Below are 14,657 nucleotides of genomic sequence, written 5' to 3'. Positions count from 1 at the left end.
GGGTCGGCTTCGGATACACTCCCGCCAGCTTATTAACCCTCAGGAAATGTTGAGCCGGATATGCCGACCCCCTCGAAAAACACCACGGTCTATGCCGCACCGGTTATGCGCAAACTGGCGGAGATCGTTGGCGATTTGCAGCCGTCACTGCGCAAGGTGGCGGACTTTATCCTGCGTCACCCGCTGAGGGCCGCGACGCTGACCATCGAGGAGATGGCCCACGAAACGTCCACCTCGCCAGCCGCGGTCAACCGCTTGGCCAAGGCCCTGAACCTGGGTGGCTACACCGGCATGAAGGCCGAATTGGTCGCGACGTTGCAGCAGATGGTGTCGCCGGTCGACAAACTGCGCAACGAACTGGCGCATCGTCCGGGTGGCGCGTTTGGCCTGCATGAGCAAATCCAGAGCGCCAGCAGCAACCTCGCCACGGCGGCGACCAACAACCATGCAGACACCTTTGAAGCGTTCGTGACCCGCCTGACCCAGGCTCGCAAAATCTACATCCTGGGCTTTGGCAACAGCGTCTACTTCGCCGGCCTCGCCGCTTCGACCCTGATGCCCTTCTGCGCGGACGCCACCGCCATCAGCATGGAAGGCGGCAACGAAAACGCCGCTTACCGTCTGGCCGCCATTACCGATCAGGATGTGTTGCTGGCGATCTCCCTGCCGCGCTATTCCCTAGACACCCTGCAACTCGCACGGTTCGCTAATGAACGTGGCGCCTCGGTGCTGGCCATCACCGATTCACCCGCCTCGCCGCTCACCGGCATTGCAGAACACGTGCTGTTTGCGCCCGCCGACCATCCGGTATTGACCAGTTCCAACATCGCGGTGCTCGCCTTGATCGAAGGCCTGGTGGCGGGCGTGATGGCGCGCAATAAAGAAGCCGTCAAACTGGCGACCGAACTGACCGAAAGCGTGATGGCTTACCTGCACATGCCTGGCAACAGCAAATCGGCAAAAACAACAAAGCCACGCTGACGTGTCCCGGGCTTACCCGCGACGTGTTGCGCCATGGGGTTTGCGGGCGAGCGTCTGACTGGGAAGTTCGTTGAACAACGCCCGATAGCTGCTGGAAAATCGCCCCAGATGCCAGAACGACCAGTGCATCGCCACTTCAGCAACGGTGGTGTCCATTGCTGTGCGGCTGAGCAATTCTCGGCGTGCGCTGTTGAGTCGACGCAAGCGCAGCCAATGGGTCGGGGTCATCCCGGTATAAGCCTTGAACGCATGCTGCAACTGACGCAGTGAAACCCCGGCGACCTGCGAAAGCTCCAGCAGATTCAGGGTTTCTTCCGGGGCATCCGCCGCCCATTCACCGATGCGCTTCATCACCGATCGCTCTTCTGTGCGGCGCTGTAGACCTCCGCGATCAAGGCACACACACGCGTTGTCGAGGATGTACAGGCAGTCTTCCAGCAACTGCTGGGTCAACGCCTCTTTGCTCGGCGGATCGAGCGTCTGCGCCAGTCGGGTCAACGTCCCGCTGAGCCAGCGACTGAACAGCGCGTTCTGTCCCGAGTTCAGTGGCGCCATGAACAGGCCTTCGAGCCTGGCCACATTCAAACCGTGACGCTGAACGAACTCCGGACCGAACACCACGGCGATTTCCTGGTAGTTCTCCGGGGTGATCCAGATGTTGCGGCTTTCACCATTCAACACGTACAGCGCGTTGTCGCTGCGATCGAAACAGAACGCCAGCGAGCCTTCGGGGGCGCTGAAATTCTGTTCGACCCGGGTGTTCATGTGTTCCTCGTAAATCTCCACGCCTTGCAGGTCCAGATAGCGCACCCTCCCTGCGAAATGCCCCGGCGACATTTGCTGGTAATGCTGCACCCAACCCGGTGTGGCGCGGATTTGCTCGGCCACGTCGGCGGTGTTGAACGCTTGGACTTGTATGGGATTACACGTTGTCATGGGTGACCTTACGCACTCGTTTGGTGCGTTTTGGTGCTGCTGAAAGTGGATAGATGGAACGTCAAGGCTCGCCCAAGATAGTCGTCAACGCGCCACAGGGGAAGTGTGTGGTGGATGAAACCAGCCTCCCCGGCGTTAATAAAACCAATAACGAGGTCTTTATGAATGTCCCTTTCGATCAGCTGCTCACGTGGCTGAAAGATCACAAGATTACCGAAGTCGAGTGTGTGGTCAGCGACTTGACCGGCATTGCACGCGGAAAAATTGCACCCACCAACAAGTTCCTGCATGAGCGAGGCATGCGCCTGCCGGAAAGTGTGCTTTTGCAAACGGTAACCGGGGACTTTGTCGACGACGACATCTACTACGACCTGCTCGACCCGGCCGACATCGACATGGTTTGCAAGCCCGTCTCCGATGCGGTTTACGTGATTCCATGGGCCATCGAGCCCACCGCTATTGTGATTCACGACACCTTCGACAAGTTCGGCAACCCGATCGAGCTGTCGCCGCGTAACGTACTGAAGAAAGTCCTGCAGCTGTACACCGACAAAGGCTGGAGGCCGATTGTCGCGCCGGAAATGGAGTTCTACCTGACCCAGCGCTGCGAAGATCCGGACTTGCCGCTCAAGGCGCCGCTGGGTCGTTCGGGCCGTGCGGAAAGTGGTCGTCAGTCGTTCTCCATCGACGCCGCCAACGAATTCGATCCGCTGTTTGAAGATGTTTACGACTGGTGCGAACTTCAGGGTCTGGACCTCGATACCTTGATCCACGAAGACGGCCCGGCGCAGATGGAAATCAACTTCCGTCATGGCGACGCACTGGACCTGGCCGACCAGATCACCGTGTTCAAGCGAACCCTGCGCGAGGCGGCCCTCAAGCACAACGTCACCGCGACCTTCATGGCCAAGCCGATTGGTGATGAGCCCGGCAGCGCCATGCATATCCACCAGAGCGTCGTGGACATCGCCACCGGCCAGCCGATCTTTGCCGATGCCCACGGGCAGATGAGCGAACTGTTCCTGCACCACATCGGTGGCCTGCAAAAGTACATTCCCAAAGTGCTGCCGATGTTCGCACCCAACGTCAATTCGTTCCGCCGTTTCCTGCCGGACACCTCGGCGCCGGTGAACGTCGAATGGGGCGAAGAAAACCGCACCGTGGGTCTGCGTGTGCCGACCTCAACACCCGATGCGATGCGCGTGGAAAACCGTTTGCCGGGGGCCGACGCGAACCCTTATCTGGCCATCGCAGCAAGCCTGTTGTGCGGGTACCTGGGCATGGTCGAGCGCATCGAACCGAGCGCTGCGGTGCAAGGTCGCGCCTATGAGCGCCGCAACCTGCGACTGCCGATCACCATCGAAGACGCCCTGACGCAGATGGAAGAGTGCGAAACCATCGGGCGTTACCTGGGCAGCAAATTCGTCCGCGGTTACGTGGCGGTCAAGCGCGCCGAACACGAGAACTTCAAGCGCGTGATCAGCTCGTGGGAGCGAGAGTTCCTGTTGCTTAGCGTCTAACTCCGATCGTTCCCACGCTCTGCGTGGGAATGCAGCCCGGGACGCTCCGCGTCCCAAAGCGGACGCGGAGCGTCCATTGAGGCATTCCCACGCAGAGCGTGGGAACGATCACAAACATAACTATAAGAGGTGTCGATATGCGTCTATTGAAATCCGTGGTTCCGGTCGCGGTGGCATTGTTGTTCAGCGCTGTTGCGCAGGCTCAGCCAACGGTCAGCGTCTACAACTGGACCGATTACATCGGCGAGACCACCCTCGTCGACTTCCAGGCGAAAACCGGGGTCAAGGTGATCTACGACGTGTTCGACTCCAACGAAACCCTGGAGGGCAAATTGCTCGCCGGCCGCACCGGGTATGACGTGGTAGTGCCGTCCAACCACTTCTTGGCTCGCCAGGTGAAAGCCGGCGCGTTCCTGAAGCTTGATCGTTCGCAGTTGCCCAACTTTCAAAACCTCGACCCGAAACTGTTGGCGCTGCTGGAGAAAAACGATCCGGGCAACGAACACTCCGTCCCGTACCTGTGGGGCACCAACGGAATCGGCTACAACGTCGACAAGGTCAAGCAAGTGCTGGGCATCGATCACATCGATTCCTGGGCCGTGCTGTTCGAACCGGAAAACATCAAGAAACTCAGCCAGTGCGGCGTGTCGATGATGGACTCGGCCGATGAAGTGTTCCCGGCGATTCTCAATTACATGGGCATGGACCCGCGCAGCGAAAACCCTGAAGACTTCAAAAAAGCCGAGGCCAAGCTGCTGAGCATCCGGCCTTACATCACCTACTTCCACTCCTCCAAGTACGTTTCGGACCTGGCCAACGGTGATATTTGCGTGGCGTTCGGTTACTCGGGGGACGTGTTCCAGGCCGCGAACCGGGCCAAGGAAGCCAAGAACGGCGTGAACATCGCCTACGCGATCCCCAAGGAAGGCAGTAACTTGTGGTTCGACCTGCTGGCGATTCCCGCAGACGCCAGCAACCCGAAAGAAGCTCACGCCTTCATCAATTACCTGCTGGACCCGCAAGTGATTGCCAAGGTCAGCGCGTCGGTCGGTTACGCCAACCCGAACCCGGCGTCCAAGCAAGACATGGACCCTGAGCTGGTCAACAACCCTGAGGTTTACCCACCCCAGGCAGTCCTCGACAAGCTCTACATTTCGACCACCCCGCCCCAGGCGATCATGCGTTTGATGACCCGTTCCTGGAGCAAAGTGAAGTCCAACCAATGAATCAGTACAGCAACGAACATGCGCGCTCCTATTACGCGGCGTCAGCCAATGGCATGGCGCCCTACCCAACGCTGGCCGCGGATCTTGAAGCCGATGTCTGTGTCATTGGCGGTGGCTTTACCGGCGTTAACACCGCGATCGAACTGGCTCAGCGCGGGCTCTCGGTCATTCTGCTGGAGGGCCGGCGGATCGGCTGGGGCGCCAGCGGGCGTAACGGCGGGCAGCTGATTCGCGGCGTCGGGCATGACGTCAGTGGTTTCGCCCGTTATGTCGGTGAGGACGGCGTGCGTTACCTTGAGCGTGCGGGCGTCGAATCGGTAGCGCTCGTGGGTAACCGCATTCGTGAACACGGGATTGATTGCGACCTGCGCTGGGGGTTCTGCGAACTGGCCAATACTAAAGCGCAGTTCGCGGCGTTCAAGGCCGAGCAGCAAGGCCTTGCCGAATCGGGTTACGCCCAAGAAACCCGACTCGTCGGGCCGGAGCAGATCCGACAGCAGGTGGTGAACTCAGGCGTGTATGCCGGTGGTCTCGTCGATATGGGCTCGGGTCACTTGCACCCGCTCAATCTGGTCCTTGGTGAAGCGCTATTGGCGCAATCCTTAGGGGTGCAGATCTTCGAGCAGAGCCCGGTGCTGGAGTTGATCCATGGCAGCACCGTGCAGGTTCGCTGTGCCGGCGGCACGGTGCGCGCCGGCAGTCTGGTGCTGGCGTGCAACGCTCACCTGGAAGAGCTCGAACCGAAACTGAGCGGCAAGGTCCTTCCGGCGGGCAGCTACATTATCGCCACCGAGCCGTTGGCGCCCGACGTTGCAGCGCAATTGATCCCGCATAACCTGGCGCTCTGCGACCAGAAAGTCGGCCTGGATTACTACCGGCTCTCGGCGGACCGGCGCTTGCTGTTCGGCGGGGCCTGCCATTATTCCGGGCGTGATCCGGCGGACATCGACGCTTACATGCGCCCGCACATGCTCAAGGTCTTCCCGCAATTGGCCAACGTGCGCATCGACTATCAATGGGGTGGCAAGATTGGCATCTCGGCCAATCGCTTCCCACAGGTCGGGCGCTTGAGCCAGCACCCGAACGTGTTTTACGCCCAGGGTTACTCCGGCCATGGCCTGAACGTGACCCACTGGTGCGCCAAGCTGTTGGGCGAAGCGATCCATCTCGGGCACAGTCAGGGCTTTGACGTGTTCAGCGCCGTGCCGCACATGACGTTCCCCGGCGGCCCCATGCTGCGTTCGCCGCTGCTGGCGCTCGGCATGTTCTGGTATCGCCTGCGCGAACTGCTGGGCTGACCGCCCAACTGATCGTTCCCACGCTCTGCGTGGGAATGCAGCCAGGGACGCTCTGCGTCCCAGAAGCGGACGCGGAGCGTCCGATGAGGCATTCCCACGCGGAGCATGGGAACGATCTGTACCCGCCTTTTAATTTGCTCAATCGCGAGGCGCTTCTATATTGAGGGAGTGCTCTGACTTTCCTGCGTCCTGGCGAGTGCGGCCTATGGCTACGACTGACCAACTGATCATCTGCGAGCACTGCGACTGCGTGTATGAAAAAGTCACGCTCGCCAAACATCAGAAAACCCTTTGTATGCGCTGCGGCGGCGTGCTTCAGCGCTATAACGGTCTGACGGTGGAGCAACGTCTGGCGTTGACCTTCACCGCGTTGATGCTGTGGATTTTCGCCAACTTCTACCCGGTCATGAGCATCAGCCTCAAAGGACTGAAAAACAGCGCAACACTCTGGGATTCGGTGCTGGCCCTGAGTCTGGGGCCGATCACTTTCATCGCCATGGTGGCGGCGATCGCGATGATCATCGCGCCGATTTTCCAGCTGTTACTCCTTATCTGGGTCCTGAGCTTCGCCCTCGCCCACCAGCGCTCGCCCGGCTTCAAGTTCTGCATGCGCTGGCTGGAAACCCTCAGGCCCTGGAGCATGCTGGAAGTCTGCCTGCTGGGGGCGATGGTCGCGGTCATTAAACTCGCCGGATTACTGGATGTGCTACCCGGCATCGGCCTGTTTGCCCTGGCCATTCTCAGCCTGATGATGATCCGTATTGCCGGGCGCGACATCCGTGATTTGTGGGACACCTTATGAAAAGGCCTCCGGTGGCGCGCGAACTCAACCTGTGCCTGTGTCACAGCTGCGGCCTGGCCTGTGACATGACCGATGAACCTCACGAATGCACACGGTGCGGTGCGCCGCTGCATCGGCGCAAAACCAACTCACTGGCCCGGACCTGGGCCTACATGTTCACCGCCCTGGCGTTTTACGTCCCGGCTAATCTGCTACCCGTGATGAATACCAAGATGGTCGGCAATGGCGCCGATAGCACGATCATGAGCGGTGTACTGGAGTTCTGGCAGCACGGTGCCTGGGACATTGCCCTGATTATTTTCATCGCCAGCATTGCGGTGCCGGGCATCAAGTTCGTCGCGCTGACGCTGTTACTGGTGACCGTTCAGCGCGACAGCGAATGGGCGAGTAAGCAGCGGTCAACGCTGTACCGTTTCGTCGAGCTCATCGGTTACTGGTCGATGCTCGATGTGATCGTGGTGGCGCTGGTGGCCTCACTGGTGAAGTTTCAAGCCCTGGCCGATATCGAACCGCGCCCGGGCATTCTGTTTTTTGGCCTGGTGGTGGTGTTCACCATGCTCTCGGCAATGAGTTTCGACCCACGCCTGATCTGGGATAAAAAAGAGCGGGATCACCCAAACGAGGAGGTCAAGGATGAAGTCGCAAGCCACTGACGGGCCGCAAGCGCCAGGTCAGGCCCCTGTCAAAACCCGACGTTTCAGCGTTTCGTTGGTCTGGATCGTGCCGATCGTCGCGGTGCTGGTGGGGATTTCGCTGGTGGTGCACAGCCTCATGCAGGAAGGGCCGACCATCACCATCACCTTCAAGACCGGTAGCGGGTTGACCGCCAACAAAACCGAAGTCAAATACCGCAACGTGGTGATCGGGCAAGTGACCGATGTCGAACTCAGCGATGACCAGAAGAGTGTCAACGCCACCGTCAAACTGGCCAAGCAGGCAGAAAGTTTTACCCGCGAAGACTCGCAGTTCTGGGTGGTGCGACCACGTATCGGCGCGGGCGGCGTTTCGGGCATCGATACCTTGCTCTCCGGGGATTACATTGGCGCCGATATTGGCCAGGCCAATGCCCGGGCGAAAAAGTTCACCGGCCTGGAAAACCCGCCGCCGATTACCTATGGCGAGCCGGGTAAGCGCTTCACCTTGCACACCCAGGACCTGGGTTCGCTAGACATCGGCTCTCCGATTTACTACCGAAAGATTCCGGTGGGTCAAGTGGTGGCCTATGCCCTGGACGCCGACGGTAAAGGGGTGAACATCGAAGTGTTCATCCACTCGCCCAACGATGCCTACGTCACTGAAAACACTCGGTTCTGGAACGCCAGCGGGATCGACGTGAACGTCGGCGCCAACGGCTTTTCGGTGAAAACCGAGTCGCTGTCATCCATCCTGGTGGGCGGCATCGCCTTCCGCGCTCCGGAATACAGCCCCAACGATCAACCGGCCACCGAGGAAAAAGCCTTCGATCTGTTCGAAGACCAGCTAACCGCCCTCGCCCCGCCCAGCGGCAAGGGACAATTCTTGAATTTGCGTTTCGATCAGGCCTTGCGCGGGCTCAAGGTCGGTGCGCCGGTGGAATTCCTTGGCACAGAGTTCGGCAGCGTCGTGTCGGTCAATCTGGATTTCGACGCGAAAAAGCGCAGTTTCCCGGTCAATGTCGGCATCGTGATCTACCCGCAGCGACTCGGCCAGGCCCACATCAAAATGCTCGAGGCCTTGAAGCATGACCCCAACGACGAAGCCGCTGGCGTACGCCTGATCGGCAGCTTCATCGACAACGGTCTGCGGGCCCAGGCCCGTAGTGGCAATCTGTTGACCGGTCAGTTGTACATCTCACTCGACTTCTACCCCAAAGCGGAGAAAGTCGTGTTCGATCCGACCGCCCGTCCTGTCTCTATCCCCACCATTCCTGGCAGCCTCGAGCAGTTGCAGGAAAAACTGGAGGGCATGGTCAACAAGATCAACCAGCTGCCAATCGAGCGCATTGCCGGCAACCTCGACAGCAACCTCGTCGAACTGCGTAAAGGCCTGGCGCAATTCAACGCCAAGACCCTGCCCGGTGTGCAGACCACCCTGGCGGACGTCAGCAAGACCCTGCAATCGGCCAGTTCGACGTTGGCTGAAGACTCGCCGCAACGCGAACAATTAGGCCAGACCCTGGACGAACTCGGACGCATGTCGCGCTCCTTGCGTGAACTCTCGGATTACCTGGGACGCCATCCGGAATCGCTGATTCGCGGCCGTCCCGACAATGCCGCGCCGATGGACCTGCAGGGGCCGCCGCGCAAATGACCACAGGAGCATCACCCATGGCTTTTCCGTTGAAGATCACCTTGGTCACCGCGCTGTTACTGCTCACGGCCTGCCGCAGTGAGCCGATTCAATTCCACACCCTGACCCCGGCTCAACCGAGCGGCAACCCAAGGACCAGCGTTGCGGATATCCAGATCGAGGGCCTCAGCGTCCCTCCCCAGGTCGACCGCCCGCAGATCGTCATTCGCCAGGGCAACAGCGGCCTGGCCATCCTCGAAACCGAGTGGTGGGGCGCGAGCCTGTCGGATGAATTGCGCACTGCCCTGGTCGATCAACTGGTCAACAACAATCCCCAGCGCAAGGTCTCGGTGCGGCTGGACGTACAACGTTTTGACTCGATCCCCGGCCAATACGCGCTGATTGACGTCAAATGGCGCCTGCGTAGTTTCGGCGAAAGCGATAACGCGCTGGTCACTTGCCGCAGCACGTTGCAGACACCTTCAGGGCCTTCCATCGACGATCTGGTGATCGCTCAACAGAACAACGTCAAACGTCTCGCCGCGCTGATTAACCAGGCAGCGGCGGGAACACAAAAAGGTTGCCCGGCGACTCAGTGATTTGACGTTTTTTTCTCATTCTGCGCAGTACATTTGCCGCCGCCTTAATCCTGCAAATGATTCGTATTGGCCTACACTACTTGACGACCGTCCCGGTTGAATCTGCGCGCACGATTTTAAAAAAACAGGAGCCGCCAACGCATGAATGCCCATTTCCCTTCTTTCCTGAAAACAGCACTGCTGACCACCGCGCTGCTGACCACCGCGCTGCTGAGCGCCGGTCACGTATACGCAGCAGAGGCTGAGGGGATCGTGGTCTACAACGCCCAACACGAAAGCCTGACCAAATCCTGGATCGAGGGTTTTACCAAGGAAACCGGCATTAAGGTCACCGTGCGCAATGGCGACGACACCGAGATGGGCAATCAGATCGTGCAGGAAGGCGCCGCCTCCCCGGCCGACGTGTTCCTGACCGAAAACTCCCCGGCCATGGTGCTGGTCGACAACGCGGGGCTGTTTGCACCGGTTGCGCCGGCCACTCTGGAACAGGTCGGCGATGCTTACCGCCCGGCCCATGGCAAATGGGTGGGGATTGCCGCGCGCTCCACGGTGTTTGTCTATAACCCAAGCAAACTGCCCGAAGCCGAGCTGCCCAAGTCGCTGATGGACCTCGCCGGCCCGAGCTGGAAAGGTCGTTGGGGCGCTTCGCCGGCTGGTGCCGACTTCCAGGCCATCGTCGCTGCCGTGCTGGAACTCAAGGGTGAAGCCGCCACCCTGGAGTGGTTGAAAGGGATGAAAACCAACTTTACCGCGTACCGGGGCAACAGCGCCGTGCTCAAAGCGGTTAACGCCGGGCAGATCGACAGCGGCGTGATTTACCACTATTACAGCTTCGGCGACCAGGCCAAGACCGGCGAAAACAGCAAGAACACCGCCCTGCACTACTTCAAGCACAAGGATCCGGGCGCGTTTGTCAGTGTCTCCGGCGGCGGCGTTCTGGCGTCCAGCAAACACAAGGAACAAGCCCAGGCATTCCTCAAGTGGATTACCGGCAAAGATGGCCAAGCCATCCTCAAAACCGGCAAATCGTTCGAATATGCCGTGGGCAAGAACGCTGAATCCAACCCCAAACTGGTGCCTTTGCAGCAACTCGACGCGCCGACAGTCGATGCTTCAAAACTCGACAGTAAAAAAGCCGTGGAGTTGATGACTCAGGCCGGACTGCTCTAATTGATGCCTGAAACCTTGCCGGCGGATGTTGCTGAGGCGATACCCGCGAACTTGCGACGACGATCCCGCGGTATCTTCGCAGGAAGCGGTGGCGCGTGGGTGATCGGTTTGTCGGTGCTGGTTTCGCTGCTGTCGCTGCTGCCGATTGCCTTCGTCATCGGCGTGTCGTTTCAGACAGGCTGGGCGACCCTTGTGCCGCTGGTGTTCCGGCCGCGGGTCGCTGAACTGTTGATCAACACCGTTTTACTGGTGGTGATCACGATTCCGTTGTGCGTCACGTTAGGCCTGTCTCTGGCCTGGCTCACCGAGCGCACCAACCTACCGGGTCGACGCTGGTGGTCGTTGTTGGCGACTGCACCGCTGGCGGTGCCGGCCTTCGTTCACAGCTATGCGTGGGTCAGTCTGGCCCCTCCGATTCACGGGTTGTTTGCCGGGGTTCTGGTGTCGGTCATCGCCTACTTCCCGTTCCTGTACCTGCCGATTGCTGCGACGCTGCGTCGGCTCGATCCGGCCATCGAAGACGTTGCCGAATCGCTGGGGCTAAAACCCTGGGCGATATTTTTCCGCGTGGTGCTGCCGCAACTGCGCCTGGCCATCTGCGGCGGCGCATTGCTGGTGGGCCTGCACCTGCTGGCCGAATATGGCCTGTACGCGATGATCCGCTTCGACACCTTCACCACGGCAATCTTCGATCAGTTCAAGTCCACCTTCAACGGACCCGCCGCCAACATGCTGGCCAGCGTGCTCGCCCTGTGTTGCCTGGTGATGCTGACCGCAGAATCCGCCGCTCGTGGCACCGCGCGTTACGCCCGGGTCGGGTCGGGAAGCGCTCGCGAGCAGCGGGTTGTGCGCCTGAAATCCGCAGCCACCCTCCTCGCGCTGGCACTGCAGATCGTGACCTGCGCGCTGGCGCTGGGCGTGCCACTGGTGACCTTGGGTCACTGGCTAGTGGCTGGCGGTACGCAGGTCTGGCAGATGGCCGAACTTCTGCCAGCGCTGGAACAGACACTGATGCTCGGCGCTTCGGGTGCAGTCCTCACCACCTGCGCCGCCATCCCGATTGCCTGGCTGTCGATTCGCTCTCCGGGCCAGATGCAACGTGTGCTGGAAAGCTGCAACTACATCACCAGTTCGTTGCCAGGAATCGTCGTGGCCCTGGCATTGGTGACCGTCACCATCCATTTCGCCCGGCCGATTTACCAGACGACTATCACAGTGTTGCTGGCGTATCTGCTGATGTTTCTTCCGCGCGCCCTGGTGAGTTTGCGCGCAGGCATCGCACAAGCGCCGGTAGAGCTGGAAAACATGGCCCGTAGCCTGGGCCGCTCGCCCGCCCGGGCATTATGGCTGATCACCCTGCGCCTGGCCGCACCCGGCGCTGCCGCAGGCGCCGCGCTGGTATTTTTGGCGATCACCAATGAGTTGACCGCCACCCTGCTGCTCGCCCCAAACGGCACGCGCACCCTGGCCACCGGATTTTGGGCCATGACCAGCGAAATCGATTACGCCGCCGCGGCGCCCTACGCCCTGTTGATGATCCTGCTGTCGCTTCCGTTGACCGGACTTCTTTATCACCAATCCAAACGAACGGCTGGCCGATGAACGCTCTTGAACTCCATTCCATCTCCAAGTCCTACGGCTCCCATCAAGCGCTGGAGAGCATCAACCTGTCGGTGCCGACGGGCAGCCGAACGGTCATCGTCGGCCCGTCCGGCTCAGGGAAAACCACGTTGTTGCGGATGATCGCCGGCTTCGAATTCCCCGACACCGGCCATCTTTCACTCAATGGCCAAACGCTCGTCGATGACACCCACGAAGTCCCGGCGCATCAGCGTTTAATTGGCTATGTTCCCCAGGATGGCGCCCTGTTCCCGCACATGACTGTGGCCGCTAACATCGGTTTTGGGCTTTCGAGCAAGGGCGGCGCAAAACAGGAGCGAATCGCGGAGTTGATGGACAGCGTGGCGCTGGATGCGTACATGGCCAACCGTTGGCCCCATGAACTCTCCGGCGGCCAGCAACAGCGCGTGGCGCTGGCGCGGGCGTTGGCGCAACAACCCCGTTTGATGTTGCTGGACGAGCCGTTTTCGGCCCTCGACACCGGACTTCGGGGCGCCATGCGCAAAATGGTCGCACGGCTACTGACAGACGCTGGCGTCACCACCATTCTGGTCACCCATGACCAGAGTGAAGCGCTGTCGTTTGCCGATCAGCTGGCGGTGATGCGCGACGGTCGGCTGGTGCAGTCAGGCCATCCGCTGGATCTTTACCGCTACCCCGAAGATGAACAAACCGCGCTGTTTCTGGGGGATGCCGTGGTCATGCCCGCCAGAATCGAAGCCGGGTGGGCCCATTGCGATCTCGGTCGTATACCGGTGAACAATCATCGGAACAACAAATCGGCGCAAATCATGCTGCGTCCCGAGCAGCTGCAACTGGTCAGCCTCCAGCCCAGCTCAAAGAAGGCTGCAGGGTGCCGCGCCGTAGTGACCGAGCGGGATTTCAGCGGCAATACCTGCACGTTGACCGTGGAATTGCAGCCTTTGGCGTCCGGGGCACAGCCTGGCCGATCGTTAATGGTGCGCAGTTCGGGCCTGTATGCGCCACCCGCCGGCAGTGCGGTTCACGTCTCGATGATCGGCCATGCCCACGTACTGAGCGAACCTTGAGCCCCGTCCGTCAAAGATCGAAGCGGTCCACTGCCCGACGCCGCTCGTTGTCATCGCGCACATCGTAGTTGGCCGTTGTCTGGATGTTGCTGTGATGGGCGAGTTTCTGGGCGATCGACAAGTCATGCTCCGCAATCACTCGGGTAATGAACGAACGCCGAAAATCATGCGGCATGATTTTCACCCCGACCTGCGCGCCCCGTTGCCGGGCAATGTAATAGATCGCGTGCTTGGTGATGCGCTCGCGGGTGATGTGACTGCCGCGACGAATGCGGTTGAACAGGAACGGATCGTCCGTTTCACCCTCCTTCAGCAGTGAGCGCCGCAGTTCCAGCCAGTCATTGAGTTTGGCGAACGCCCAGGCCGGTGCGTACTTGATCAATTGCTTGTTGCCCTTGGCGGTCACACAAAGGCTGCGCTCGGTGAAATCGACCTGGTTCAGGTCCAGGTTCACCGATTCCGATTTGCGCATCCCCGAGCCGTACAAAATCCCGATAATCGCCGCGTCCCGCAGACCTTGTGGCCGTGGATCGGCGGCACAGACCGCCATCAATTCCTGGATCAGCGTGCGCCTGAGGTTGCGCCCCTGGGACAGCCGCGTGCCGGCAATGCCTTTGACCGAACGCATTTTCAGTAAGTGTTCCTGACTGATCAGGCTCATGCGCCACGCTTCGTTCATCACCCCGCGCACTGCGTTGACGTACAGCGAAGAGGTGTTCGGCGCGTAGCCGTCCGAGCGCAAGGTTGCCACCAACGCGATGACATCTTCAGGTTGCAGGTTGTGCCAGGGAATCTCCTCGACGTTCATGTCTTCGAAGCCCAACCGGTCAGCGGCGTCCTGCAACACGTAACGCATGGTCAGTTGGCTGGACGGTGCCAGGCGCGTCAGATACAAGGTCAGCGGATTGGTCTTTGAAGACATTGAGTCGGTAGCGGGTAAGTCAATCAAACGAAACGGCCTTGAGTGGAAACAGTTCATTAAACAACTAAGGATTGAAACATCCTTCCTGTAAAGCGGAACACTTCTGTAGGACTTTCTACCAAAAAACTCGATGAACGGCAGAAGGCTGAACAGTGGCTGTATGACGTTCAGATAAACGATTCGACGACCGGTCTTTCATGTTCCTTTCACAAATTCAGGGATAACCTCAATAAGTCCTGGGTGACACTGTGCGAAGTCCCAACCTG

13 protein-coding genes are annotated in these 14,657 nt (G+C 59.9%); 11 read left to right on the top strand and 2 right to left on the bottom strand.

All coding sequences use genetic code 11. The features are described 5' to 3' along the window. The first annotated feature begins 60 nt into the window (after positions 1-60). On the top strand, positions 61-981 hold the full coding sequence (locus ACYZT5_RS07170) for a MurR/RpiR family transcriptional regulator (protein ID WP_462050457.1): 921 nt from the start codon (positions 61-63) through the stop codon (positions 979-981). 12 nt (positions 982-993) lie between these two features. Here ACYZT5_RS07170 and ACYZT5_RS07165 read toward each other — a convergent pair whose 3' ends face one another. Continuing rightward, entirely contained in the window at positions 994-1,917 is a 924-nt protein-coding gene (locus ACYZT5_RS07165; RefSeq protein ID WP_462050456.1) for a helix-turn-helix domain-containing protein, read from the bottom strand. Between the two features lie 161 nt (positions 1,918-2,078). On the opposite strand from ACYZT5_RS07165, the gene ACYZT5_RS07160 reads away from it, so the two are divergent. From ACYZT5_RS07160 to ACYZT5_RS07115, 10 genes are all read left to right on the top strand, one after another. After that, on the top strand, positions 2,079-3,437 hold the full coding sequence (locus ACYZT5_RS07160) for a glutamine synthetase family protein (RefSeq protein WP_462050455.1): 1,359 nt from the start codon (positions 2,079-2,081) through the stop codon (positions 3,435-3,437). A gap of 137 nt (positions 3,438-3,574) precedes the next feature. Then, a complete protein-coding gene (locus tag ACYZT5_RS07155; RefSeq protein WP_462050454.1) occupies positions 3,575-4,663 on the top strand; it encodes a polyamine ABC transporter substrate-binding protein in 1,089 nt (362 codons plus the stop codon). After that, positions 4,660-5,961 carry an NAD(P)/FAD-dependent oxidoreductase gene (locus ACYZT5_RS07150; RefSeq protein ID WP_462050453.1) on the top strand — a complete coding sequence of 434 codons (1,302 nt, stop codon included), beginning with the start codon at positions 4,660-4,662 and terminating at the stop codon, positions 5,959-5,961. The genes ACYZT5_RS07155 and ACYZT5_RS07150 overlap by 4 nt, the downstream gene beginning before the upstream one ends. A 205-nt stretch (positions 5,962-6,166) precedes the next feature. Continuing rightward, positions 6,167-6,763 carry a paraquat-inducible protein A gene (locus tag ACYZT5_RS07145; RefSeq protein WP_462050452.1) on the top strand — a complete coding sequence of 199 codons (597 nt, stop codon included), beginning with the start codon at positions 6,167-6,169 and terminating at the stop codon, positions 6,761-6,763. Beyond that, the gene (locus tag ACYZT5_RS07140) at positions 6,760-7,416 is read left to right on the top strand and encodes a paraquat-inducible protein A (protein ID WP_462050451.1); all 657 of its coding nucleotides are present in this window, start codon (positions 6,760-6,762) and stop codon (positions 7,414-7,416) included. The genes ACYZT5_RS07145 and ACYZT5_RS07140 overlap by 4 nt, the downstream gene beginning before the upstream one ends. Next, entirely contained in the window at positions 7,397-9,052 is a 1,656-nt protein-coding gene (locus ACYZT5_RS07135) for a PqiB family protein (protein ID WP_462050450.1), read from the top strand. Before ACYZT5_RS07140 ends, ACYZT5_RS07135 begins: the two co-directional genes overlap by 20 nt. Positions 9,053-9,069: 17 nt before the next feature. Beyond that, a complete protein-coding gene (locus ACYZT5_RS07130; RefSeq protein ID WP_462050449.1) occupies positions 9,070-9,630 on the top strand; it encodes a PqiC family protein in 561 nt (186 codons plus the stop codon). A gap of 141 nt (positions 9,631-9,771) precedes the next feature. Further along, positions 9,772-10,800 (top strand): iron ABC transporter substrate-binding protein, encoded by a 1,029-nt coding sequence (locus tag ACYZT5_RS07125; protein WP_462050448.1) that lies wholly within the window; start codon positions 9,772-9,774, stop codon positions 10,798-10,800. A 3-nt stretch (positions 10,801-10,803) separates the two neighbouring features. Further along, positions 10,804-12,402, top strand: a complete 1,599-nt coding sequence (locus tag ACYZT5_RS07120) for an ABC transporter permease (RefSeq protein ID WP_462050447.1) — start codon at positions 10,804-10,806, stop codon at positions 12,400-12,402. After that, positions 12,399-13,469, top strand: coding sequence for an ABC transporter ATP-binding protein (locus ACYZT5_RS07115; protein WP_462050446.1), 1,071 nt, complete (start codon positions 12,399-12,401; stop codon positions 13,467-13,469). The genes ACYZT5_RS07120 and ACYZT5_RS07115 overlap by 4 nt, the downstream gene beginning before the upstream one ends. Before the next feature lie 10 nt (positions 13,470-13,479). Here the strand turns inward: ACYZT5_RS07115 and ACYZT5_RS07110 are convergent, their stop codons facing one another. After that, complete coding sequence (locus tag ACYZT5_RS07110; RefSeq protein ID WP_462052205.1) at positions 13,480-14,391, bottom strand: site-specific integrase; 912 nt, start codon at positions 14,389-14,391, stop codon at positions 13,480-13,482. Between the last annotated feature and the right edge of the window lie 266 nt (positions 14,392-14,657).

This window comes from Pseudomonas sp. LB3P14 (assembly GCF_054898045.1).
Note: the sequence above shows the minus strand (reverse complement) of the source record. Positions and strands in the feature narration are given on the sequence as shown.